A 23856-nucleotide genomic window follows, 5' to 3' on the forward strand; every position below is an offset into this window, starting at 1 on the left:
TGATCCGGGGCTTCACGACGTGTACACAGTGATGGCTGTGGATCGTGTTGACTCGGTTCACAAGCTTTGATCTTATTGGCCTCGCGGCCGAGCGGTCACTCCTCGTCTCCGCGGCCCCCGCCACCCCCCTGCTGTGCCCCCCGTATCACCCACCGTTCTGAAGGACTGTCATGCGCCTCTCGTCCCGTGTCGTCACCACGCTCGCGGTTGCGGCACTTCCCCTGGCCCTGTCCGCCTGTTCGTCGGGTTCCTCCTCCGACACCGCGAGCGCCAAGCCGGCCAAGTCGACGAACCCCAACGCCGGTCTGCTCACCGGTACGCAGCTCAAGGGTGTGCTGGCGCCCGCGTCCGCCTTCCCGGCCGGGTTCACGGCCGAGGCCGACGGCGCCTCGGACAGCGGCAGCCAGTTCGTCCCCGCGTCCGCCGGGAACAAGGGGAAGCCGGACTGCACCCGGCTGGAGGGCACGTCCTGGATACAGGTGTCCGGCTTCAAGGGCGGCGCGTCCTTCGCGCAGAACGACTACGTGAACCAGGACAAGACCGAGGAAGTGGCCCAGGAGGTCGACGCGTTCCAGGGCGCCACGGCGAAGACGGTGATGAAGAACCTGCGGTCCGTGGCCACCGAGTGCGCCTCCTTCACGGACACCGACGCGCACGCCAAGGTGAAGCTCGCCGGGCGGTCCACGACCGGACTCGGCGACGAGGCGTACACGATGACGCTGACGAGCGGCGCCTGGGAGAACGGCACCACCCTCATCGCGGCCCGCTCCGGCAACGCCGTGGTCACCGTGCTGTCGACGGCGGGCGGCGACAACGGCGCCGCGATCGCGAAGAAGCTGACGACCCGGGTCCTGGGCTCCCTCAAGGGCAAGACGGGCGCGTAAAGCCACGGCGCCGGCGGCCGGGCTGCTTTGGTATGCCCGGCCACCGGGCCGGTCAGCGGGCGCGGAAGCGTTCCGGTGCGCTGATGGGGTTGCCGCCGGCGGGCAGCTTCTGGTCCGGGCAGGTGGCGAGGACCTTCCGCATCGCGGACTTCTCGGCGGCGGTCACCCACAGGCCGTACTTCTTCTTGACGGCGACCTGCGCGGCGACGTAGGCGCAGCGGTAGGCCTTGTTGGGGGGAAGCCAGGTGGCCGCGTCGCCGTCCCCCTTGCTGCGGTTGGTGCTCGCGTCGACCGCGAGGAGGTTGAGGGGGTCGTTGGCGAGGGCTATGCGCTTGCCGGGGTCCCAGTACTCGGCGCCCTTCTGCCAGGCGTCCGAGAGGGCCACGACATGGTCGATGTCGACCTGGCTGCGACCGCGCCGGTAGGTGATCTCCTTGCCGGAGTAGGGGTCGGACGCCAGCAGCCCGTAGGAGACCTTGCAGCCGCCGCCCGTGAACCTGACCTTCTCCAGGTCGCGTTTGAGTATGTCGTCGCGGGTGTCGCAGGAGTTGGAGTCGGTGTCCGCCCAGGCGGTGCCGAACCGCTCCCGGGAGTAACCGGTCTTCGGAGCCCGCCCCTTGACGGTCAGTGAGCCGGCGGCGGCCATGGCCGGTCCCCCGCCCGTGGTCCGCTGCGGTCCGCCGGAACCGGCCGTCTGCTCGACCTTGCAGCCGGTCACGGCGACCAGCACGGCCACGGCGGTGACCGCCCCGCCCCTCAGACGTGTCACGCTGCGCCCCCTCGCTCACCCTGAACCGCCCCCCGGACGCGGACGGATCGTTCCGCCCCACGGTAACGCCCCTTCGGGGACCGTCGGATGGGGCCTGAAGGGGCGATTTCCGGCCGAGTGGGCTTTACGGGCGGGCGGTGCCGGGCGTGGAGAGCCCGTAGGGCCGCCCGCGCCCGCGGGTCAGCTGAGGACCGAGGTGAGGAACTCTCCGACCCAGGCCAGCAGTTCGCGGCCGACCACCGGCTTGCCGCCCACCTTGGCGGTCTTGGGGCGCGGGACCAGCACCTGGTGGGCGGTGGGCTTGATGACCGTGCCGGGGTGGAGCCGCTTGAGCCGCAGCTCCTGCGACTCGCGCAGCTCCACCGGCGCGAAGCGGATGTTGGCGCCCTGGAGGACGATCTCGCCGACGCCGCACGCGCGGGCGAGCATGCGCAGGGCGGCCACCAGCAGCAGGTTCTCCACCGGCTCGGGCAGCTTGCCGTAGCGGTCGGTGAGTTCCTCGCGGACGGCCTTGATGTCCTCCTCGCTGTTGGCGGAGGCGATGGCCCGGTAGGCCTGGAGGCGCAGCCGCTCGCCGGGGGCGTAGTCGTGCGGGACGTGGGCGTCGACGGGCAGCTCGATCTTGACCTCGAGCGGCGGCTCCTCCTCGGTCCCGCCGGTCTCCAGCTGGCGCCGGTAGTCGGCGACGGCCTCGCCGACCATGCGGATGTACAGGTCGAAGCCGACGCCCGCGATGTGCCCGGACTGTTCGCCGCCGAGCAGGTTGCCGGCGCCGCGGATCTCCAGGTCCTTCATCGCGACGTACATGCCGGCGCCCATCTCCGTGTGCTGGGCGATCGTCGCGAGCCGCTCGTGGGCGGTCTCCGTCAGCGGCTTCTCCGGCGGGTACAGGAAGTAGGCGTAGCCGCGCTCGCGGCCCCGGCCGACCCGGCCGCGCAGCTGGTGCAGCTGGGACAGGCCGAAGGTGTCGCCGCGTTCCACGATCAGGGTGTTGGCGTTGGAGATGTCGATGCCGGATTCCACGATCGTGGTCGAGACCAGGACGTCGAACCGCTTCTCCCAGAAGTCGACGACGACCTGTTCCAGGGCCGCCTCGGACATCTGGCCGTGGGCGGTGGCGATACGGGCCTCGGGGACGATCTCCCGCAGCTTCGCCGCCGCGCGGTCGATGGACTCGACCCGGTTGTGGATGTAGAAGACCTGGCCCTCGCGCAGCAGTTCGCGGCGGATGGCGGCGCCGATCTGCCGCTCCTCGTACGGTCCGACGAAGGTGAGCACCGGGTGGCGCTCCTCCGGCGGGGTGGTGATCGTGGACATCTCGCGGATGCCGGTGACCGCCATCTCCAGGGTGCGCGGGATGGGCGTGGCCGACATGGTCAGCACGTCGACGTTGGCGCGGAGCTTCTTCAGCTGCTCCTTGTGCTCGACGCCGAAGCGCTGCTCCTCGTCGACGATGACCAGGCCGAGGTCCTTGAACCTGGTCTCGGAGGAGAACAGGCGGTGGGTGCCGATGACGAGGTCCACGGAGCCGTCCTTCAGCCCCTCCAGGACGGCCTTGGCCTCGGTGTCGGTCTGGAAGCGGGAGAGCGCCCGCACGTTGACCGGGAACTGCCCGTACCGCTCGGAGAACGTGCTGAAGTGCTGCTGCACCAGCAGGGTCGTGGGCACCAGGACGGCGACCTGCTTGCCGTCCTGTACGGCCTTGAAGGCGGCCCGTACGGCGATCTCGGTCTTGCCGTAGCCGACGTCGCCGCAGACCAGGCGGTCCATGGGGACCGACTTCTCCATGTCCTCCTTGACCTCGGCGATGGTGGTGAGCTGGTCGGGGGTCTCCGCGTAGGGGAAGGCGTCCTCCAGCTCGCGCTGCCAGGGGGTGTCCGTGCCGAAGGCGTGACCGGGGGCGGCCATGCGTGCGCTGTACAGCTTGATCAGGTCGGCCGCGATCTCCTTGACGGCCTTCTTGGCGCGCGCCTTGGTCTTCGTCCAGTCGGCACCGCCCAGCCGGTGCAGGGTGGGCGCCTCGCCGCCGACGTACTTGGTGATCTGCTCCAGCTGGTCGGTCGGGATGTACAGCCGGTCACCGGGCTGGCCGCGCTTGGCGGGCGCGTACTCGACGACGAGGTACTCGCGGGTGGCGCTCTGCACGGTGCGCTGCACCATCTCGATGTAGCGGCCGACGCCGTGCTGTTCGTGGACGATGTAGTCGCCCGGTTCCAGGGTGAGCGGGTCGATGGTCTTGCGGCGGCGGGCCGGCATGCGGGCGCCGTCGCGGCTCGCGGTGCGCTGGCCGGAGAGGTCGGTCTCGGTGAGCACGGCCAGTCTCAGCGCCGGGTCCACGAAGCCGTACTCGAGCGAGCCGCAGGAGACGTGCACGACGGAGGGGCTGAGCGTGCCGAGGTCGGAGTCGAGGCGGGCGGCGATGCCCTCGCCGCCGAGCACCTCGACCGTGCGGGCCGCCGGGCCGTGGCCCTCGGTGATGAACACGGTGCGCCAGCCGTCGGCGAGCCAGCCCTTGGTGTCGGCGAGGGCCCGGGCGGTGTCGCCGCGGTAGGCCTCGGGGGCGTGCATGCCGAGCTTGAGGGTGTCGGCGTCCGGTTCCAGGTCGGCCGCGAACGGGGACACCGACCACCACATCATGTCCAGCTCGCGCGCGCGGTCGCGGACGTCGGCGATGGACCACAGGGAGGCGGCGCCCACGTCGATCGGAGCCTCGCCGCCACCGGCGGTGGCCGCCCAGGAGGCCTGGAGGAACTCCTGGGAGGTGGCCACGAGGTCGGCGGCGCGGGTGCGGACCCGCTCGGGGTCGCAGACGACGGCCATCGAGCCCTTGGGCAGCACGTCGAGGAGCAGTTCCATGTCGTCCACCAGGACCGGCGCGAGGGACTCCATGCCCTCCACCGCGATGCCCTCGGCGATCTTGCCGAGCAGCTCGCCCAGCTCGGGGTGTTCCTCGGCGAGGGCACGCGCCCGGGTGCGGACCTCGTCGGTGAGGAGCAGCTCGCGGCACGGGGGCGCCCACAGGCCGTGCTCGGCGACTTCCAGGGAGCGCTGGTCGGCGACCTTGAAGTAGCGGATCTCCTCGACGTCGTCGCCCCAGAACTCGATGCGCAGGGGGTGTTCCTCGGTGGGCGGGAACACGTCGAGGATGCCGCCGCGGACGGCGAACTCGCCACGCTTCTCGACCAGCTCCACGCGCGCGTAGGCGGCGGCCGCGAGGGCTTCGACGATCTGGTTCAGGTCGGCGGTCCGGCCGGTCCTCAGGGCCACCGGTTCCAGGTCGCCCAGCCCCTTGACCTGCGGCTGGAGCACGGAACGTACGGGCGCGACGACGACGGAGACGGGGCCGGCCCCGGGGTCGTCCGTGCTGGGGTGGGCGAGGCGCCGCAGGACGGCGAGGCGGCGGCCCACGGTGTCGCTGCGGGGGCTGAGGCGCTCGTGCGGGAGGGTCTCCCAGGAGGGGTACTCCACGACGCCGTCGGGGGGCAGCAGCGAGCGCAGGGCCGCCGCGAGGTCCTCGGCCTCGCGGCCGGTCGCCGTCACGGCCAGCACCGGGCGGCCGGCGTCGCGGGCCAGGGCGGCGACCGCGAAGGGGCGGGCCGCCGGGGGGCCGACGAGGTCGACGTGCGTGCGGTTGCCGTCCGCTGCCGCGCCGATCGCTTCCGCGAGGGCGGGGTCCTTGACGACGGCGTCGAGCAGACCGTGCAGGCTCATGGAGGGGGCTTTCCGTCCGGGTCGTGGGGGCAACGCGAAGAGCCCGACGCTTGGAGCGGCCGGGGGTGTCCAGCGTACGACGCCTCGCCCGGCGGTGCGGGAGCTGTGGACAACCCCTGTGGACAACCACCGTGGAAGACGGCTGTGGACGACGGCTGTGGACAACCCCTGTGGGCGGCCCGCCGCCCGGCGGCCCGCGCGACGGCGGAGAACCCGGTGCCGGTGGCGCCCGAAGGCGTCCCGGCACCGGGTTCCTCCACCGCAACCCCCGTATGCGGTGGCCGTCGGCGCGGTACGGGCTACTCCGTCGCGATGGCCTTCAGGACGTTCAGCCGGCCCGCCCGGAACGCCGGGACCAGCGCGGCGAACAGGCCGACGAACGCGGAGCCCACGAAGACCGCGGTGATCGTCGGCCAGGGGATCTCCAGGACGGTGAGACCCTCCAGGGCGAGGAGCCGGTGGGCGGTGGCGCCCCAGCCCATGCCCAGGCCGAGGCCGAGGAGCGCGCCGAAGACGGCGATGACCACGGATTCCAGGCGGATCATGCGGCGCAGCTGACGGCGGGAGAGGCCGATGGCCCGCATGAGGCCGATCTCCCGGGTCCGCTCGACCACCGACAGGGCCAGGGTGTTCACCACGCCCAGGACGGCGACGATGATCGCGAGCGCCAGCAGGCCGTAGATCATGTTCAGCAGCTGGCCGATCTGGTCCTTCAGCTCCTGCTTGTAGTCGGTCTGGTCACGCACGGTGTACTGCGGGAACTCGTGCAGGGCCGACTTCAGCGCCTGGTAGGCGGCCTTCTCCCGGCCGTCCTCGGCGGTGGCGAGGACCATCTGGTCCAGTGGCATCCGGTCGGCGGGCACGTACCGCGCGGCGGTGGCGATGGACGCGTACATCGCGCCCTTGTCGATGACGACGTCGTCGCTGGTGATCGCGCGGACGGTGAGTCTCGCCGTCCTGCCGCCCTCGAAGTGCACGGCGACGGTGGAGCCCAGTACGACGCCGTGGTCCTTGGCGAAGCCTTCGAAGACGGACATCGAGCCGGGCGCGTAGGCGTCGGCGAGCCGGCCGGCCACGGTCTTGGTGCGTACGTCGCGCGCGTAGGCCGGGTCGGCGGCGTGGATCGTCTCCTTGCCGGTGGTGCGGCCGTCGGGGGTGGTCAGGGAGGCGTCCAGCACCTTGTACTCGGTGACCCGCGCGAGGCCGGGTGCGCGCTTGACGGCTTCGACGGCCTGCGCGTCGATGACCTGGCCGTGGTCCTCCTCGATGATGAAGTCCGCGCCCACGGTCTTGTCCAGCTGGTCGGTGGCGGAGGCCACCATGGAGGAGCCGACCACCGACAGGCAGGCCACGAGGGCGAGGCCGATCATCAGGGCGGCGCCGGTGGCGCCGGTGCGGCGGGGATTGCGCAGGGCGTTGCGTTCGGCCATCCGGCCGACGGGGCCGAAGACCCGCAGGAGGGCCGCGCCGAGGACGCGGACCAGGCCGGCGGCGAGCAGCGGGCCGATGACGACGAACCCGATCAGGGTGAGCAGCACGCCGAGGCCGAGCCAGCCCGAGCCGGTCGTGGCCCGGCCGGCGGTGGCGGCGGCGTACAGGCTCCAGGCGCCGGCGGCGGTGAGGAGCAGGCCGATGCCGGCCCGGACGGTGCCCGCCCTGGCGTCGGTGGGGGCGCCCGCGTCGCGCAGGGCGGCCATCGGGGAGACCTTGCCGGCGCGCCGGGCGGGGAGGTAGGCGGCGAGCACGGTGACGACGACGCCGAGCAGCAGGCCGGTCACCGGGGTGGTCCAGGCGATCGTCAGGTCGTCGGTGGACAGGTGCATGTCCATCTGGCCCATGAGCTTCATCAGGCCGACGGCGAGGCCGATGCCCGCGCCGACACCGAGCACGGAGCCGATCACGCCGAGCAGCAGCGCCTCGACCAGCACGGAGCGGTTGACCTGTTTGCGGGAGGAGCCGATGGCGCGCATCAGGCCGATCTCCCGGGTGCGCTGGGCGACCAGCATGGAGAAGGTGTTGATGATCAGGAAGATGCCGACCAGGAAGGCGACTCCGGCGAAGCCGAGCATCGCGTACTTCATGACCTTCAGGAAGCTCCCGATGCTCTTCTGGTTGGCGTCGGCGACCTCCTTGGCGGTCCGCACCTCGTAGGTGTGCCCGAGGGCGGCGGTGACGTTCTTCTTCAGCCGGGCGTCCGTCACGCCCTTGGCGGCGGTGACGTTGACGTCGGTGTAGACGCCGGTCCGGCCGACGATGACCTGCTGGGCGGTCCGGGTGTCCAGGTAGAACAGGGCCGCGCCGGGGTTGGTGACCCGGAAGGCGGCGATGCCGGACACGCGCGCATGGTGCGTGCCGACGGCCGTGATCACGCCGATCTCGTCACCGAGACCCAGGTGGTGCTTGCCGGCGGTGTCGGCGTCGACCATCACCTGGTCCGGGCCCCTGGGCGCCGCACCGGAGGTGATGTCCATCGTGCGGGCGTCGTTGCTGTTCCAGCCGCCGACGATGGTCGGCCCGCCGTTGCTCGGTGACAGTTTGTCCTTAGCGGCGTCGACGACGGTCGCCGAGGTGGAGAACACCGTGCCCTCGGCGGACGCGACGCCCCGGGCGGCGCGGACCCGGCCGAGCACGGAGGCCGGCATGACGGGCGGCTTGCCGGTACGGGAGACGGTCCGACCGCTGTCGGAGGAGCCCTGGGCGCTGACCGTGACGTCCGAGGCGGTCGCCTGGAACAGCTTGTCGAAGGTGGTGTCCATCGTGTCGGTGAACACCAGGGTGCCGCACACGAAGCCCACGGACAGCAGGACGGCGACCGCCGACAGCGCCATGCGGCCCTTGTGTGCGAAGAAGTTGCGCATCGAGGTCTTCAGGACGGTCATGACGTACGGCCCCGGGCGTCGAAGTCCTTCATACGGTCCAGGACCTGGTCGGCCGTCGGGTGGTGCATCTCGTCCACGATGCGGCCGTCGGCGAGGTAGAGCACGCGGTCGGCGTAGGAGGCGGCCACCGGGTCGTGGGTGACCATCACGATGGTCTGCCCCAGTTCGTCCACGGAGCGGCGCAGGAAGCCCAGGACCTCCGCTCCGGCGCGCGAGTCGAGGTTTCCGGTCGGCTCGTCACCGAAGATGATCTCGGGGCGGGCGGCGAGCGCGCGGGCCACGGCGACGCGCTGCTGCTGGCCGCCGGAGAGCTGGGTCGGCCGGTGCTTGAGCCGTCCGGCGAGCCCGACGGTCTCCACCACCCGCTCCAGCCAGGCCCGGTCGGGCTTGCGGCCGGCGATGTCCATGGGCAGCGTGATGTTCTCGATCGCGTTCAGCGTCGGCAGCAGGTTGAACGCCTGGAAGATGAAGCCGATCCGGTCCCGGCGCAGCTGGGTGAGCTTCTTGTCCTTCAGCCCGGTGATCTCGGTCTCGTCCAGGTGGATGTGTCCGCTGGTCACCGTGTCGAGGCCGGCGAGGCAGTGCATCAGGGTGGACTTGCCGGACCCGGAGGGGCCCATGATCGCGGTGAATCGGCCGCGGGTGATGTCCACGTCGACGTGGTCCAGGGCGACGACGCGGGTCTCGCCGGACCCGTACGCCTTCACCACCTGCCGTGCCCGCGCGGCAACGGCCGTACGCCCTCCAGTGCCCCCGTGCCTGGGAATGGTCACAGCCGATGTCACGGTATGTCTCCTATGTCGTTGGCAGGTCGATGAGATGCCCGGGTGTGCCGGGCGGCCGTCCTGGGTATGCCGTCGAGTCTCGCGGCCGGCGGTGGTGGCGCGCGCTGGTGCGGGGCCCCGTCTTTCCGGGGGGTAAACCCCACCCCCGCCGGTGCGGTACGCCGCCCCCCAGCGGCGTCGAAGCCAGACTAGGGACCGTCCCCGGCCGGGGTCGTCCTCCGCCGGGACGACCCCTCCCCGAGCCGCGGTACGGAGATACCCCTAGGGGTGGTCCACCGCAGGGTGGAGCCGTTCCCGGGGTCGCCTCCACCCTTCGGCGCGGGATGTCTCCGCCCTCGTGCCGGATCACGGCCGGGATCCCGCCCGCCGTGGGAGGCTGTCGTCCGGCGACGGATGCAGGGGACACGGAACGTCGCCCGGCGGGGACCACGGGAGGGGAGTCTCGGTGGGGAGCACGACACCGGCGATACGCGGCGGGACCGCGGGGCAGTCGGACACCGGCCGGCGGGGTGCGGTGGTCGCCGCCCTGATGCTGGCGATGGCACTGGCGGCGCTCGACTCCACCATCGTCGCCACGGCCGTACCGCAGATCGTCGGCGACCTGGGCGGGTTCTCCGTCTTCTCGTGGCTGTTCTCCGGCTATCTGCTCGCCGTCACCGTCACGCTCCCCGTCTACGGCAAGCTCTCCGACACCTTCGGCCGCAAACCGGTGCTGGTGGTGGGCGCGGCCGTGTTCCTGCTGGGCTCGCTGCTGTGCGCGGCGGCCTGGAACATGGCGGCGCTGATCGCGTTCCGGATCGTGCAGGGCCTGGGCGGCGGGGCGTTGCAGGGCACGGTGCAGACCCTGGCCGCCGACCTGTACCCGCTGGCGGAGCGCCCGAAGATCCAGTCCAGGCTGTCCACGGTGTGGGCGGTGGCCGCGGTGGCCGGTCCCGGGCTGGGCGGGGTGCTCGCCGCCTACACCGACTGGCGCTGGATCTTCCTGGTCAACCTGCCGGTCGGCGCCGCCGCCCTGTGGCTGATCGTCCGTCACCTGCACGAACCGGAACGGCGGCACGCGCGGCACGCGCGCGTGGACTGGGCCGGCGCGCTGGCGGTGTTCGCGTGCGGCGGGGTGCTGCTGACCGCGCTGGTGCAGGGCGGGGTGGCCTGGCCGTGGCTGTCGGCGCCGTCCCTGGCCCTCTTCGGCACCGGCCTCGCCCTGGCCGCCGTGGTGGTCGCGGTGGAACGGCGGGCCGCGGAGCCGGTCATCCCGGGGTGGGTGTGGCGGCGCCGGACGATCGCCGCCGTCAATCTGGCGCTCGGCGCGCTGGGCCTGCTGATGGTGGCACCGGCGGTGTTCCTGCCGACGTACGCGCAGTCGGTGCTCGGACTCGCGCCGGTGGCCGCCGGGTTCGTGCTGTCGGTGTGGACGCTGAGCTGGCCGGTGACGGCCGCGCTCAGCCAGCACGTCTACCGCAGGATCGGCTTCCGCGACACCGCGCTGCTCGGCATCGGCCTGGCCGCGCTGATCCTGTCCGCGTTCCCCTTCCTGCCGTACCCCGGCTCGTGGTGGCAGCCGACGCTGCTGATGCTGCTGCTCGGCGGGGCGCTGGGCCTGTTCCAACTGCCGCTGATCGTCGGCGTGCAGTCGACGGTGGGCTGGTCGGAGCGGGGCACCACGACCGCGTCCGTGCTCTTCTGCCGGCAGACCGGGCAGACCGTCGGCGCGTCGCTGTTCGGCGCCGTCGCCAACGGCGTGCTGGCCGCGCGGCTGGGCGGGGCGGGCGACCTGGACTCCGTCACGCGTGCGCTGCGCGCCGGTACGGCCCCGGAGAGCACCCGGCGGGCGATCGCGGAGGCGGTGCACGCGGTGTACCTCGGTGCGGCGGCAGCGGCGGCACTGGCGTTCGTCCTCCTGCTGCTGGTGGCACCACGACGGTTCCCGGTGCTCGAGGAGTGAACGGCGCCGCGGGCGGGCCCCGGTGTCGCGGGCCGTCCCGGTGCAGTGAGCACATACCGACCGGCCAGTTCGGAGAAAACGCCGCGCGGTCCGGACCGCGCGAGTAGCGTGCGTGGCTCAGCTCTCCCCCTCCCTGCGGTCCGTCGTCACGGACCCGAGCCACGCAAGGAGCACCGGGATGTCCTACGACCCGCCGCCCCGCCTCGCCCGCCCCCGGCAGCCCGCACCGCCCGTACCCCCCGAGCCGCCCCGCCCGGCCCGCCGCCCGCTCCGCGAACCCCTCGGCCACCACAGCGACCTGCGCGTCCTGCGCGGCGCCTACCGCCGGCAGCGCCGCACCGCCACGCTGACCGCGCTGGGCTACTTCACACTGTTCCTCGTCCTGTCCGCGTGCGCCCCCGGGGTCCTGACACGCACGGTCGCCGACGGCATCCCCGCCGGCCTGCTGCTCGCCCTCCTCCAACTCCCCGTCACCTGGCTGGCGATCGGCCTGTACGAGACCACCGCGCGCCGCTACGTCGACCCGCTCGCCGACCGCATCCGCAGGCAGACCGAACTGGACGCACGGCGAGGAGCGCACCGATGACCGGCGCCGCCGGCACCGCCGCCCTCTCCGGATTCAGCGACTCCGCCCGGGCGATGTCCCTGGTGGCCTTCTCCACCGTCGCCACGGTGACCCTGCTGCTGTGCGTGCTCACCGGCCCCGACGGGGACGACCTCGACGCGTTCTACACCGGCTACGGCTCCCTGTCCCCGCTGCGCAACGGCCTCGCCATCGCCGGCGACTACATCTCCGCGGCCACCGTCCTCGGCACCGGCGGCGTGATCGCCCTGTGCGGTTACGACGGTGTCGTCCTCGCCCTCAGCACGGCCCTGTCCCTGCTGCTGCTGATGTTCCTGCTCGCCGAACCACTGCGCAACGCCGGCCGGTTCACCATGGGCGACGCGCTGGCCCGCCGGCTGCCCGGCCGCCGCGTGCGCGTCGCGGCCTGCGCGGTCACCATCACCGCGCTGCTGCCGCTGATGCTCGTCCAGCTCGCCGGCACCGGACAGCTGATGGCGTTCATCCTGGGCTTCTCCAGCGAGTCCCTGAAGACCGGATGCGTCGTCGGAGTGGGCACCCTGATGATCGCCTACGCCGCGATCGGCGGCATGAAGGGCACCGCCCTCATCCAGATCCTGAAGATCGTGCTGCTCGTCGGCTCCGGCGTCCTGGTCGCCGCCCTCGTGCTGCGCCGCTTCGACGGGGACCCGGGCGCCCTGTTCACCGCCGCGGCACGGCGGAGCGGCGCCGGGCCCGCGTTCCTGCGCTCCGGGCTGGAGTTCGGCACCACCCCCGCGTCCCGCGTCGACATGATCGCCTCCGAGCTGACCGTCGTACTCGGCGGCGCCTGCCTGCCGCACGTCACCATGCGCATGTACACCGCCTCCAGCGCCCGCCAGGTGCGCCGCGCGATGTCCTGGGCGGTGTCGATCGTCGCCCTGTTCGTGCTGGTCATCACGGTGGTCGGGTTCGGCGCGACGGCCCTGGTCGGCCGCACGGCGATCGCCGCGGCCGACCCGCGGGGCAACACGGCGTACCTGCTGGGCTCGCGCGCGGTGTTCGGCACCGACGTGTCCACGGCGGAAACGTTCCTGTTCACCCTCGTCACCGCCGCGATCTTCCTGACCCTGCTCGCCTCGGTGGCCGGGATGATCCTCGCCTGCGCCAACTCCCTCGCCCACGACGTGTTCGCGGCCCGGGTGCAGGAGATGCCGGCCCGCCGCGAGACGACCCTGGCGCGCGTCTCGGCGCTCGGCATCGGAGCGCCGACGATCCTGCTGGCCACCCTGGTGCAGCACCACAGCCTCCAGCCCCTGGTCACGCTCTCGTTCTGCCTGGGCGCCTCCGCCCTCGCACCCGCCCTGGTCTACGGCCTCTTCTGGCGCCGCTACACCCGCGGCGGACTGCTGAGCACCCTGATCGGCGGCTCGCTGACCGTGCTGCTGCTCATGCCGGGCACCAAGCTCGTCTCCGGCTCACCCACCTCGGCGTTCCCGCACGCCCACTTCGACTGGTTCCCGTTCACCACCACCGGCCTCGTCTCCATCCCGGCCGGCTTCCTCCTCGGCTGGCTGGGCACGGTGCTGTCCGGCCGCACGGGTGCGGAACGGCAGCGGCACCAGTACGAGGCGGTGGAGGCCCGGATCCTGGCGGGGGCGGTACGGAAGGACAACTGACGACACCGCGCCCACCGCTACTCCATCGCCACCCTGCCGGTCAGTGACAGGAGGCTGTCGCGTACGGAGTCCATGTGCGCCTGGACGTCGTCCCAGGTCGCACTGTGCTCACGCAGCACCTGCTCGGTCTCCCGGGCGATGCGCTCCCCGTGCACGCGCGCGTCGGCGACGATCTCCGCGGCACGCGCGTGCGCCTCCTCCTCGCGGCGGCGCGCGTACTCCCCGGCCTCCGTCAGAGCCCGCTCGGCCGCGGCCAGCTCCCCCTCCGCCCGGCTCACCCGTTCGGCGTGCCGGGCGTCCAGCGCCGTCACCCGTACGGCCTCCTCGCGCTCGGCCTCGGCCCAGCGTTCGGTCTGCTCCCGGGCATGCTCGGCGAGCATCGCGGTGATGCGCTGCCGCGTCTCGCGCAACGCCCCCAGCGCCTGCCCGCGCCCCTCCTTCACCTCGCGCCGGGCACCCACCCGATGAACGTCGGCCTCGGCACGCGCGTCCAGGAGGCACTGGCGGGCCTGTTCGTCGGCCTGCGCGCGAACCGCGTCCGCGGCCTCCCGCGCCTCCCGGCGCACGCCCTCGGCCCGCTCCTCGGCCCGCGCGACCTCCTGCCCCGTCTCACGCCGCGTACGTTCCCGCAGCTCAGCAGCCGTCTCCAGCGCGAGCTGGAACAGGCGCCGCGCGGGCTCCCCGAGCGTCTCGTACGTCTGCGGCGCGAGCTGCGCCACGGTCTCCCGCAGCCGTACGACCTCCTCCTCCATCTCCCGGGCGAGCACCGTCAGCCGGGCGGCACGCACCCAGGCGGCGTCGCGGTCCTCGGAGAGCGCCTCCAGGTAGGCGTCAACCTGGTCGGGGCGGTAGCCGCGCCCCCGGACGGTCACGAAGCCGTGCGGCGGCATCGCTGCGCTGCTCATCCTGGAACCCCTCTCCACCGGACATACACGACAGGACGATTTCGCGCACATCTTGATGGATAGGGCGTAAGTGTTCATAACGCGACACTCCGCAGTCCCGTCACGGCCGGTGTCCCGCACACCGCACCGACGGCCGCCCCACACCGCCGGAAAACGCCTCGTGCCCTTCACGCGCGCGCGTGAAGGGCACGAGGGCTCACACCCGGCCGGACTCCGCTACAGCAGTCCGTCCCACATCTGCTCCAGCAGCACCGACCACCAGCTCTCCGGCGACCCGAGCGCCGCCGGGTCCAGGGCCGCGAGCTGCGCCTGGAAGTCGACGGTCCAGCGGCCCGCCTGCTCCTGGTTCAGCCCGTACCGCAGCCGCCACATCCGGCCCAGCAGGGCCAGGCAGCGGACGAACTCCGGCAGCCCGGTGTTCACGAACTGCGGCGGCACCGGCGCCCCGCCCGGCCCCGCCTCCACGGGAACGGCCACGATGTTCGCCGTCCCGTACTGCACACAGACCGCCTTGCCGAAGTCCGTGCCCATGACGAGGTACGAGCCCGCGTCCGCGGCCGGCTGCACCCTGCGCTCCGCCGCCAGCTCCGCCAGCGTCGGCACCGGACGGCCCGGCTGCGCCTGCGCCCAGAAGAACGGGCCCATGTCCAGCGGCAGCCCCGCCACCACCAGCGTGTGCGCCACGACCGGCGGCACACCCTGCCGGGAAACGGCCTGCTGCTCGAACCGGAAGACCCCCGGCCCGAACGCCGCGGCCAGCTCCTGCGCGATCCCCTCCGGCGGGACGGGCGGGACGGCCGGCACCGGCGGCAGCGGCGCCCGCACCGGCGCCGGCCGCGCGGGACCGTCCGCCACCTGATGCAACTCGCCCTGGTGCGCCAGCAGCTGCCGCATGCCCTGCTGCCGGCTCGCGTGGTCCGTACCGTACGGCGCGATGCTCGCGATCCTCGCCTGCGGCCACTGCTCCCGGATCATCCGCGCGCAGTAGGCACCCGGCAGCTCGCACGACTCCAGCTCCGTGTGCAACTCCAGCACCTGGTCCGGGGGTACGTTCATCGCCCGCAGCTCATGGAAGATCTGCCACTCCGGGTGCGGCGTACCCGGCGCCGAACGCCGGATCAGCTGCTGCTCCGAACCGTCCTGCGCGCGGTAGCGCAGCACCGCCTGATAGCCGGGGCCGACCGTCGGCAGCCCGTTCTGCGGATACCCGTACGCCCCGGCCTGCCCCGGCAACGGCCCACCGGGCGGAGGCATCGCACCGGGCGGAGGCATCGCACCCGGCGGAGGCATCGCACCCGGCGGGGGCATCGCACCGGGCGACATCGGCGGGGCTCCCTGAGCGTGCGGGGGCATGCCGGGGGCGGGCGGCGGGGGCATGGGGCCGGAGGGCGGCGGGGGCATGCCCGGGCCGGACGGCGGCGGAGCGGACAGCACGGTCTCGGCATGGTGCATGGCACCGTGAGCCCCACCGGGGGCACCGGGAGCGCCCGGAGGCTGGGGTGCGCCGGGGTGGCCGGGCATGCCCGGAACCGCGGGGGCGCCGGGCGGAGCGGCCGGGCCGCCCGGCGGACGGGGGGCGCCGGCCCCGCCCACCTGGCCGGGCTCGGCCAGCATCGTGGCCGCGTGGTGGACGCCACCCGGAGGCGTACCGCCCGGAGCACCCGGGGGCACCACAGGCGGACGGGGGGCGTCCGGAGCGTTCGGCGCGCCCGCGCCGCCCTGCCCCTCGGCCCCGGCGAACTCCTCCGGTCCCCCGGGCTCCTCCGGCCCGAGCGCCGGGACGAGCCGGGTCGGCACATACCCGCCCGCGGGCGGCGTCGCCATGTTCCCCGGGCGGGCACCCGGCAGACCGGGAACACCCGGCGGGGGCGGAGGTGCTCCCACTCCACCGCGCGCCTTCTTCGGCGGCGGCGCCGCCTTGCTCGTGGCGGCGTCGGCGATGTCCCCGGCGTTCGGCGCGAGCTGCCGCCCCGGCGCGCCCGGCCCGGCGGGCGCCAGCGGGTAGCCGTACCCCGCGGCGTCCTGCGGACCGGCGCCCTCCGGGTAGCCGTACGACGGCCCGCCCGGCGCGCCGGGCACCACGGGAGGCGCGGGGGGCGCGGGCGGCGTACCTGGAGCCGCCGGCGCCGGCGGGGTGCCGTACGCCGGCGCGCCCGGCGGGGGCGGAGGCGTACCGCGCTGCCCGGTGCCCGGCGTGGCGCCGGCCGCGGACGCGTCTTCGGGGGCGCCCGGCGGAACGTCCGGCGCGCCCGGCGCGATGGACGCGTCGAGCGCCGGTGCGACCGTCGTCGGCGGCAGTCGGCTGCCGCCCGACATCAGCGCCGTCGGCGCGTCCGGCGCGGCCATCGGCGGGCGCGGCGGGGCGCCCTGGTCACTCAGCGGCGGCGCGAACACCGTCGCGGGCAGCGGCACGGAGCGGTCGTCCTCGCCGGCGTCCGCGTTCGTGTCGGTGCCGGCCCAGGGCGTGGCCCCCGCGGGCACGTCCACCGGCCCGGGCACCCCGGCCCGCGTCTGCGCGTCCCCACCGAAGGACACCGCACCCGGCGCCCCGTCAGAACCCACCCCGGCAGAAGCCGGACCCGGAGCCGAACCCGCGGTACCAGCCGCAACCGCATCCGCACCGGAGCCAGATCCCACCCCCAGCCTGTCCGCCGCCTCCTGCAACCACTCCGGCGGAGTCAGCAGGAACGACGTCTGGTTCAGGTCCACCCGGGCGGCAGCCGCCGGCACCGCGTCCTCCGGCCCGTCGGGGCGGCCGTACTCCTCCTCGTACCGGCGGATCACCTCACCCACCGGCAGGGCCGGCCACAGCGTCGCCTCCCCGCTGTCCCGGGCGATGACCAGACGCTGGCCGCCCGCGTCGGACCGCGGCCCCTCCGCCCGGTCCTCACCCCACACCACGAAACCCAGCTCGAACTCCCGTACCCGCACCTCACGGTGCTGGTACGCCGGCACATCGCCGTTGACCCACTCCTCGGCGCGCTCCTGCGCCTGCGCGTACGTCACCATCGTCGTCAGCTCACTCCCCCGCCGGGCCCGGCGACGCCGGACCGGAAGACACCGGGACGGCACGCGCGAAACCGCCGTCGACCATCAGGTCCGCCACCGTCTCCAGCTCCGGCGGATGGCCGGCCAGCCGGGACAGGAAGGCGTCGAAGTCGTCACCGCACGGCAGCAGCAGGCGCTCCACCCGCTCCGCCGGCGACCACGACGGATCCACGTCCCGCACATCGTCGTACGCGCAGAACCACACCGAACCGGCCCGCTCGCCCTTCACCTTCACCGCGAGCAGACCGCCCTGCACGAAGACGACACCGAGGTAGTCCTTCGTCAGATGGTCGCGCAGGCACTTGTTCACGTACGCCAGGTCGTTGACCGCCGCCTCGTCCCGCACCGTGAAGAACGGCTGGTCCAGCAGCAGCCCCAGCTCGGCGTCCAGCGCCGTGCCGACCGGCGCGCAACCGCCCGCCGCCTTCAGGAACGAGCGGTACGCGCCGGGGAGCCGGTAGCCCAGATCCTCCTCCAGCCCCTGCACCTGCGCCTCCGGCACCGCCACACCCGACTTCGGCAGGCGGAAGTGCGCCGGCCGCACCTCCTGCAACGGCCGCGTCCCCCGCTTGCCGTGGTCCACCGGCGCCGTCGCCACCCCACCGTGGTGCCGCAGCAACGCCTTCACCTCGACCGGTATCAGCTCCAGCCGCCGCGTGCCCGCCACGTGATGCCACGTCCAGCCGTGCGGCGTCGCCACAGCCGGCACCGTGTCCCACAACGCGTGGCCCTGCGCCGCCAGCGCGGCGTTCGCCGACACGTAGTCCGTCAGCCGCAGCTCGTCCACCCCGAACCCCTCCGGAGGCTCGGCGATCTCCACCGCCACGCGCGCGTACGGCGAGAAATCCGGATAGCCGCGCTCGTCGACCCGTACTCCTCTCGGGTGACGCGCCGCCCGCACCGGGTCCGGGAAGTGCACGACCTGCCCGGCGTAGGCCGCGTTCGGCGGCGCCGCTCGTCCCCCGGCCTGGCGGCTGGGCGGAGCCCCCAGCCCGAGCCGACCTGTCGTCATGGCGGTTGCCCCCTGCGGCGTTGTCTGTGGCGCCTGAACGGCGGTGTCGATCGCGGACGGCGACAGCCTATGCGGTGCGCCCACCACGGTCACCGGCCCACCGCATCCCCGCCACCACCCCCGCACCCCGCACGCCTCACCCCCTGCCCCGGATCCGTGACCAGCCGTCACCCCACCGTCACCGCACGCCTTCGCACGGGCGTGTCGCGGCGCCCCAGCTTCCCCACGGGCCACGGCATTTGGCACCCTGTGTCCTTCAGGGGGACGCCAGGGGAGGTAGAACGATCATGAACGCGTTGCAGACCGGGAGTACCGACGTACGGGCCGGCGACCCCCGCATCGGCTGGAGCGGCACCGGCACACCCCCCGCCCCCACCCTCCGGCACCGCCGCGACGGCATCCTGCCCACCGTCGCCGCCGCCCTCTCCGTCCGCGGCGCCACCCTCACCGGCACCGCCGCCCGCGGCGACCGGCCCGCCGCCCTGCACCCCCTGGTCCAGGACTTCCTCGACACCCTCACCAGCGCCCAGCGCGACCGCTTCACCGGACGCTGCGCCGAGACCATCCTCATCTCCCGGCACCTGACCACCGCCGACGCCGCCCGCAGCAAACGCGCCGCCCGCAGACCCATGACCAACGGCGAGGCCCGCAAGGCCCTCAGACACGCCAAGCTCACCGCCCGCCGCATACGCGAGGACGGCGACCCCCTCCACGGCAGCTTCGCCGCCCCCTGCCGCGCCTGCACCGCCCTCAGCGCCCACTTCGGCGTCCGCATCGTCGACCCCACCCCGGCCGACGGCTGACCACCCCACCCACCACGACCGACGGCCGGCCACCCCGGCCACCCCGGCCACCACGACAGAACCCGCCGCCAGAGCCGCCGCCAACTCACCGCACCGGCACGACCCCGCGAGCACGACGAACTAAGGGCAGATGCACCCCGACCGCGCCTCCACCCCCCAGCCCCCGGCCCCCCGCACCCCGGCAGGGTCCTCCACACGCTTCTCCGTACCCGTCGACGCCGCCCTGCGCGCCGCCGGCTGGCACCCCGGACGCTGGGACATAAAGCAGGCCGAGATCTGGGCCGACACCCTGCGCGAACACACCTCACCCGCAGGCCACCGGCACGCCGTCTTCCCCGCGGCCGTCGAGGCCTGGGCCGAGTTCGGCGGACTCGACATCAGCCCCACCGGCCCCGGCCGCCAGATCGCCCCCGCCGCCCTCCGCCTCGACCCCCTGCACGGCCTCCACCTCGCCCGCACCCTCGGCGACCTCGGCCGCGCCCTCGGCACCGAGCTGTGCCCCCTCGGCGAGGAGACCGACACCGCCGCCGTCCTCGCCATCGACAGCGAAGGCCGCGTCTACACCGTCGACCACACCGGCGACTGGTACCTCGGCCCCGACATCGACCACGCCCTGACCACCCTCATCACCGGCATCCCGCCCGTACGCCTCACCGCGGGCTGAACACCGGCCCGCACCCGCCCCACACCACCGGCATCACGGCCGACGCCCGCCGCACACCGCACACCGCACACCGCACACCGCACACCGCAGGAAACCCCGGCGGCAGCCCGCCCTACACCGCCGGAATCACCGCCGACACCCGGAACCCGCCCCCGTCCGTCGGCCCCGACACGAACACCCCGCCCAGCGCCGCGACCCGCTCCCGCATCCCCACCAGCCCGTTCCCGCCCGACGGCAGCCCCGCCGACGCCGACGCCGGCTCCGGCGGCGGCTCGTTCTCCACCTGCATCGCGATCTCCGACACCCGATGCGCCAGCCGCACATACGTCTTCGCGCCCGCCGCGTGCTTGTGGACGTTCGTCAGCGCCTCCTGCACCACCCGGTACGCCGTCTGCTCCACCTCTGCCGCGTACGACCGCACCTCGCCCTGCACCGACAGATCCACCACCATCCCCGCGGCGGCCGACTGCCCCACCAGCTCCTCCAGCTCCGACAGCCAGGGACCCTCCATCGCCCCCTCCGCCTCGGCCACGCGCGAAGCCGCCGCCGCGGCCGCCTCCCCCACGGCCGCCAGCGACGACGCCGGAGCGGCCCGCCGGCCCCCGCCGTCCCCCGCCCGCAACACCCCGAGCATCTCCCGCAACTCGGTCAGCGCCTGCCGCCCCATGTCCCCCACCAGCGCGGCATTCCGCACCGCCTTCTCCGGATCCTTCCGCGCCACCGCCTGAAGCGCCGCCGCGTGCACCACCATCAGACTCACCCGGTGCGCGACCACGTCGTGCATCTCCCGCGCGATCCGCGTCCGCTCCTCGTTACGCGCCCACTCGGCCCGCTCCTCCGCCCGCTCCGCGAGCAGCTGCAACTCCCGCTCCAGCGAATCCGCCCGCTCCCGCAGACTCTCCATCAACCGCCGCCGCGCCCCCACGTACAGACCCAGCAGCAGCGGCGGAGCCGTCAGACCCAGCGCCGTCGTCACCGCCGCGAACGGCAGGAACCAGTCACCGAGCGTCAGATCCCCCCGCGCCATGTCCTGCCGCACCCGCACGAACGTCACCACCGCCGTACCCAGCAGCGACATCCCCGCCAGCGCGGCGAGGACCCGCCGCGGCAGCTCGCACGCGGCGAGCGTGTACAGGCCCACGACGCCCAGCAGGAAGCCCATCTGCGCCGGCGTGATCGCGATCGCCACCAGCACCACCGCGATCGGCCACTTCCGCCGCAGCAGCAGCACCGACCCGGCGATCACCCCGAACACGATCCCCACCCACACCGGGACGCCCGCGTCCCGGGCGAACGGGATCCCCTCCGCACCGCACTCCACGGCGGACACCAGCGCGACACTCCCGTCGAGCACCGCACTGCGCCACCTGGCCCACCACCAGGGGCCGGTCAGAGCCCTGGCGTGGTCTTCCCCCGTGATGGTCATACATCCCAGCCTACGGGCGGGAGGTGCGGCTTTTCCGGTGAGTTTCCCCTACCTCCACACACCACACTCCGTAACCGAACGGCCTCGAAACCCACCGCTATCCCCCGAACTGGTGAACCATCCCCGTCCACCCCCGGAACCCGACATTCCACCCGGACGGTATGTGTATGACACCCACACCCGGCACACCCACCGACTTCGAGTCCCTGCGCGAGCGGGCGGTCGCCCTGCGACGGGCGGGTCACAGCCTCCGGCAGATCCGGGACGAGCTGAAGGTCTTCAACAACGACACCCTCAACCAGCTGGTGAAGGGGGAGCCGCCGCCGGAATGGACGCGGCGGCCGAACGCGAAGGACGGCCTGCGGGAGCGGGCGCGGGACCTACGGCGCGAAGGCTGGACGTACGACCGGATCCAGGCGGAGCTGGGATGCTCGCGGAGCTCGGTCTCCCTGTGGGTGCGGGACCTGCCGAAGCCGGAGCCGCGCTACACGCCCGAGGAGCAGCGAGCCCTGATGAACGAGGGTCTCGCGGCCGTGCGGGCGGCGCAGGACCGCGAACGCGCCGCGACCAAGCAGCGGGCCGCGGCGGCCGTCGGCGAACTCTCCGACCGCGAGCTGTTCCTGATCGGCGTCGGCCTCTACTGGGCCGAGGGCGGCAAGGACAAGCCCTACGACCGCCGGGAGTGCGTCGTCTTCGTCAACAGCGACCCCGGCATGATCAGGGTGTTCCTCGCCTGGCTGCGCCTCGTCGGAGTGGAGCACGACCGCATCCGCTACACGGTGACGATCCATGAGAACGCCGATGTGGCCGGGGCCGAGCGGTACTGGGCGGACCTCGTCGGCGCCGGCTCCTCCGCCTTCAACAAGACCACCCTCAAGAAGCACAACCCCAGGACGGTCCGCAAGAACACCGGTGACGGCTACCGCGGCTGTCTCGTGATCAAAGTCCTGAAGGGTGCCGACTTGTACCGTCGCATCGAGGGCTGGTGGTGCGGCATAGTAGGTGCCGCGGCCTCCACGGACTGACCGAATGTCCGTTTAGGCGGCTTATACACTCCCCTGTGGTGTAATCGGCAACACGGGTCACTTTGGATGATTTGTTCCAGGTTCGAGTCCTGGCAGGGGAGCCACACGTCACCGGGCCCTGACCTCACCGTCAGGGCCCGCACTCATTTCCCCCCCAACCCGCCCCGGTATCCTGCGGCTGTCACCCCCACCCATCCAGAGCCGAAGGGCAACCCCGTGAGCGCCATCCGCCCGGCCGCCGTCGTCGTTCTCGCCGCGGGTGAGGGCACCCGTATGAAGTCGGCCACACCCAAGGTCCTCCACGAGCTCTGCGGCCGCTCCCTGGTCGGTCATGTGCTGGCCTCCGCGCGCGAGTTGGACCCGCAGAACCTGGTCGTCGTGGTGGGCCACGCCCGGGAGCAGGTCACCGCGCATCTGACGGAGATCGACCCGGATGTGCGCACGGCCGTGCAGGCGGAGCAGAACGGCACCGGACACGCCGTACGGATGGGCCTGGAGGAGCTGGGCGGGACCGTGGACGGCACGGTCGTCGTCGTGTGCGGGGACACCCCGCTGCTCACCGGGGACACGCTGCGGCGGCTCGCGGAGACGCACCGGGCGGAAGGCAACGCGGTGACCGTGCTGACGGCCGAGGTGCCGGACGCCACCGGGTACGGCCGGATCGTGCGGGACGGGGCGACGGGGGCGGTCACCGCGATCGTGGAGCACAAGGACGCGACCGGGGAGCAGCGGGCGATCCGGGAGATCAACAGCGGGGTGTTCGCGTTCGACGGGCCGTTGCTGGCGGACGCGTTGAAGAGGGTGCGGACGGACAACAGTCAGGGTGAGGAGTACCTCACGGACGTGCTGGGGATCCTGCGGGAGGCCGGGCACCGGGTGGGGGCGTCGGTGGCCGGTGATCACCGGGAGATCGCCGGGATCAACAACCGGGTGCAGCTGGCTCAGGCGCGGCGGATCCTGAACGACCGGCTGCTGACGCGGGCGATGCTGGACGGGGTGACGGTGGTGGATCCGGCGACCACGTGGGTGGATGTGACGGTGTCCTTCGAGCGGGATGTCGTCGTGCATCCGGGGACGCAGCTGGCCGGGTCGACGCATCTCGGTGAGGGGTGCGAGGTCGGGCCGAACAGCCGGCTGAGGGACACGCTGGTGGGTGCGGGGGCGCGTCTGGACAACTCGGTGGCCGAGGGGGCGCGGATCGGTGCGCGGGCGGTCGTGGGGCCGTACGCGTATCTGCGTCCGGGGACGCGGCTGGGTGCGAAGGGCAAGATCGGGACGTACGTGGAGACGAAGAACGCGTCGATCGGTGAGGGGACGAAGGTTCCGCATCTGTCGTACGTGGGGGACGCGACGATCGGTGAGTACACGAACATCGGGGCGGCGAGTGTGTTCGTGAACTACGACGGTCAGGACAAGCACCACACGACGGTGGGGTCGCACTGCCGGACGGGTTCGGACAACATGTTTGTGGCTCCTGTCACGGTCGGGGACGGTGCTTACACCGCTGCCGGGTCGGTGATCACGAAGGATGTGCCGCCGGGTTCGCTGGCCGTGGCCCGTGGCCAGCAGCGGAATATCGAGGGCTGGGTGGCGCGGAAGCGTCCGGGGAGTGCGGCGGCGAAGGCGGCCGAGGTGGCGTCCCGGCGGGGTGAGAGCGAGGACTGAGCGCGAACGGGTGCCCCGAACACGGCGTACCGTGATAAGTGCACATCCGCACATGTGCGCCCGCACCCTTACCAGCTGATACGGCCTCTCACGCCCAGCCGAGAGGTCGAAGAGCAGC

Annotated in this window: 16 protein-coding genes and 1 tRNA gene; 9 read left to right on the top strand and 8 right to left on the bottom strand. The window is 73.0% G+C overall.

The features are described 5' to 3' along the window. Nucleotides 1-170 precede the first annotated feature (170 nt). On the top strand, nucleotides 171-884 hold the full coding sequence (locus ABZ117_RS05185) for a hypothetical protein (protein WP_356817534.1): 714 nt from the start codon (nucleotides 171-173) through the stop codon (nucleotides 882-884). Between the two features lie 52 nt (nucleotides 885-936). On the opposite strand, the gene ABZ117_RS05190 is transcribed toward ABZ117_RS05185, so the two are convergent. From ABZ117_RS05190 to ABZ117_RS05205, 4 genes are all read right to left on the bottom strand, one after another. Next, a complete protein-coding gene (locus tag ABZ117_RS05190; RefSeq protein WP_356817536.1) occupies nucleotides 937-1653 on the bottom strand; it encodes an HNH endonuclease family protein in 717 nt (238 codons plus the stop codon). Nucleotides 1654-1833: 180 nt separating this feature from the next. After that, a complete protein-coding gene (gene mfd, locus ABZ117_RS05195; RefSeq protein WP_356817538.1) occupies nucleotides 1834-5364 on the bottom strand; it encodes a transcription-repair coupling factor in 3531 nt (1176 codons plus the stop codon). A 299-nt stretch (nucleotides 5365-5663) separates the two neighbouring features. Then, nucleotides 5664-8243: an FtsX-like permease family protein gene (locus tag ABZ117_RS05200; protein ID WP_356817539.1), complete on the bottom strand. Its 2580-nt coding sequence runs from the start codon at nucleotides 8241-8243 to the stop codon at nucleotides 5664-5666. Further along, a complete protein-coding gene (locus tag ABZ117_RS05205) occupies nucleotides 8240-9028 on the bottom strand; it encodes an ABC transporter ATP-binding protein (RefSeq protein WP_356817541.1) in 789 nt (262 codons plus the stop codon). Before ABZ117_RS05205 ends, ABZ117_RS05200 begins: the two co-directional genes overlap by 4 nt. 445 nt (nucleotides 9029-9473) lie before the next feature. Between ABZ117_RS05205 and ABZ117_RS05210 the strand changes: the two genes are divergently transcribed. From ABZ117_RS05210 to ABZ117_RS05220, 3 genes are all read left to right on the top strand, one after another. Continuing rightward, nucleotides 9474-10970 (top strand): MFS transporter, encoded by a 1497-nt coding sequence (locus ABZ117_RS05210; protein WP_356817543.1) that lies wholly within the window; start codon nucleotides 9474-9476, stop codon nucleotides 10968-10970. Between the two features lie 178 nt (nucleotides 10971-11148). Continuing rightward, on the top strand, nucleotides 11149-11556 hold the full coding sequence (locus ABZ117_RS05215) for a DUF485 domain-containing protein (protein ID WP_356817545.1): 408 nt from the start codon (nucleotides 11149-11151) through the stop codon (nucleotides 11554-11556). Beyond that, on the top strand, nucleotides 11553-13190 hold the full coding sequence (locus ABZ117_RS05220; RefSeq protein WP_356817547.1) for a cation acetate symporter: 1638 nt from the start codon (nucleotides 11553-11555) through the stop codon (nucleotides 13188-13190). Before ABZ117_RS05215 ends, ABZ117_RS05220 begins: the two co-directional genes overlap by 4 nt. 17 nt (nucleotides 13191-13207) lie before the next feature. On the opposite strand, the gene ABZ117_RS05225 is transcribed toward ABZ117_RS05220, so the two are convergent. From ABZ117_RS05225 to ABZ117_RS05235, 3 genes are all read right to left on the bottom strand, one after another. Beyond that, nucleotides 13208-14095: a cellulose-binding protein gene (locus tag ABZ117_RS05225; protein WP_356817549.1), complete on the bottom strand. Its 888-nt coding sequence runs from the start codon at nucleotides 14093-14095 to the stop codon at nucleotides 13208-13210. Nucleotides 14096-14311: 216 nt separating this feature from the next. Then, a complete protein-coding gene (locus ABZ117_RS05230) occupies nucleotides 14312-17104 on the bottom strand; it encodes an SUKH-4 family immunity protein (protein ID WP_356817550.1) in 2793 nt (930 codons plus the stop codon). 10 nt (nucleotides 17105-17114) lie between these two features. Continuing rightward, nucleotides 17115-18155, bottom strand: a complete 1041-nt coding sequence (locus ABZ117_RS05235) for an HNH endonuclease (protein WP_356817552.1) — start codon at nucleotides 18153-18155, stop codon at nucleotides 17115-17117. A gap of 287 nt (nucleotides 18156-18442) precedes the next feature. Here ABZ117_RS05235 and ABZ117_RS05240 point away from each other — a divergent pair, with 287 nt between their 5' ends. Both ABZ117_RS05240 and ABZ117_RS05245 read left to right on the top strand, forming a co-directional pair. Then, on the top strand, nucleotides 18443-18958 hold the full coding sequence (locus ABZ117_RS05240) for a YwqJ-related putative deaminase (protein WP_356817554.1): 516 nt from the start codon (nucleotides 18443-18445) through the stop codon (nucleotides 18956-18958). Nucleotides 18959-19088: 130 nt separating this feature from the next. Continuing rightward, nucleotides 19089-19622 carry an SUKH-3 domain-containing protein gene (locus tag ABZ117_RS05245; protein ID WP_356817556.1) on the top strand — a complete coding sequence of 178 codons (534 nt, stop codon included), beginning with the start codon at nucleotides 19089-19091 and terminating at the stop codon, nucleotides 19620-19622. Nucleotides 19623-19734: 112 nt separating this feature from the next. Here ABZ117_RS05245 and ABZ117_RS05250 read toward each other — a convergent pair whose 3' ends face one another. After that, nucleotides 19735-21048: a histidine kinase gene (locus ABZ117_RS05250; protein WP_356817558.1), complete on the bottom strand. Its 1314-nt coding sequence runs from the start codon at nucleotides 21046-21048 to the stop codon at nucleotides 19735-19737. 167 nt (nucleotides 21049-21215) lie between these two features. Between ABZ117_RS05250 and ABZ117_RS05255 the strand changes: the two genes are divergently transcribed. The 3 genes from ABZ117_RS05255 to glmU all read left to right on the top strand — a co-directional run bounded on the left by ABZ117_RS05255 (nucleotide 21216) and on the right by glmU (nucleotide 23738). Continuing rightward, complete coding sequence (locus ABZ117_RS05255; RefSeq protein WP_356817560.1) at nucleotides 21216-22073, top strand: helix-turn-helix domain-containing protein; 858 nt, start codon at nucleotides 21216-21218, stop codon at nucleotides 22071-22073. 29 nt (nucleotides 22074-22102) lie between these two features. Next, nucleotides 22103-22177: transfer RNA gene (locus tag ABZ117_RS05260), tRNA-Gln, on the top strand. 112 nt (nucleotides 22178-22289) lie between these two features. After that, entirely contained in the window at nucleotides 22290-23738 is a 1449-nt protein-coding gene (gene glmU / locus ABZ117_RS05265; protein WP_356817562.1) for a bifunctional UDP-N-acetylglucosamine diphosphorylase/glucosamine-1-phosphate N-acetyltransferase GlmU, read from the top strand. The last annotated feature ends 118 nt before the right edge of the window (nucleotides 23739-23856 follow it).

Origin of the sequence: Streptomyces sp. NPDC006309, assembly GCF_040613095.1 — a bacterium.
Taxonomy (GTDB): domain Bacteria; phylum Actinomycetota; class Actinomycetes; order Streptomycetales; family Streptomycetaceae; genus Streptomyces.

What these genes read in the sequence shown, in the direction of transcription:
- ABZ117_RS05185 (WP_356817534.1), top strand. Translation starts at nt 171, where the DNA reads ATGCGCCTCTCGTCCCGTGTCGTCACCACGCTCGCGGTTGCGGCACTT.
- mfd (WP_356817538.1), bottom strand. Translation starts at nt 5,364, where the DNA reads ATGAGCCTGCACGGTCTGCTCGACGCCGTCGTCAAGGACCCCGCCCTC.
- ABZ117_RS05200 (WP_356817539.1), bottom strand. Translation starts at nt 8,243, where the DNA reads ATGACCGTCCTGAAGACCTCGATGCGCAACTTCTTCGCACACAAGGGC.
- ABZ117_RS05215 (WP_356817545.1), top strand. Translation starts at nt 11,149, where the DNA reads ATGTCCTACGACCCGCCGCCCCGCCTCGCCCGCCCCCGGCAGCCCGCA.
- ABZ117_RS05220 (WP_356817547.1), top strand. Translation starts at nt 11,553, where the DNA reads ATGACCGGCGCCGCCGGCACCGCCGCCCTCTCCGGATTCAGCGACTCC.
- ABZ117_RS05225 (WP_356817549.1), bottom strand. Translation starts at nt 14,095, where the DNA reads ATGAGCAGCGCAGCGATGCCGCCGCACGGCTTCGTGACCGTCCGGGGG.
- ABZ117_RS05230 (WP_356817550.1), bottom strand. Translation starts at nt 17,104, where the DNA reads ATGGTGACGTACGCGCAGGCGCAGGAGCGCGCCGAGGAGTGGGTCAAC.
- ABZ117_RS05235 (WP_356817552.1), bottom strand. Translation starts at nt 18,155, where the DNA reads ATGACGACAGGTCGGCTCGGGCTGGGGGCTCCGCCCAGCCGCCAGGCC.
- ABZ117_RS05240 (WP_356817554.1), top strand. Translation starts at nt 18,443, where the DNA reads ATGAACGCGTTGCAGACCGGGAGTACCGACGTACGGGCCGGCGACCCC.
- ABZ117_RS05245 (WP_356817556.1), top strand. Translation starts at nt 19,089, where the DNA reads ATGCACCCCGACCGCGCCTCCACCCCCCAGCCCCCGGCCCCCCGCACC.
- ABZ117_RS05250 (WP_356817558.1), bottom strand. Translation starts at nt 21,048, where the DNA reads ATGACCATCACGGGGGAAGACCACGCCAGGGCTCTGACCGGCCCCTGG.
- ABZ117_RS05255 (WP_356817560.1), top strand. Translation starts at nt 21,216, where the DNA reads ATGACACCCACACCCGGCACACCCACCGACTTCGAGTCCCTGCGCGAG.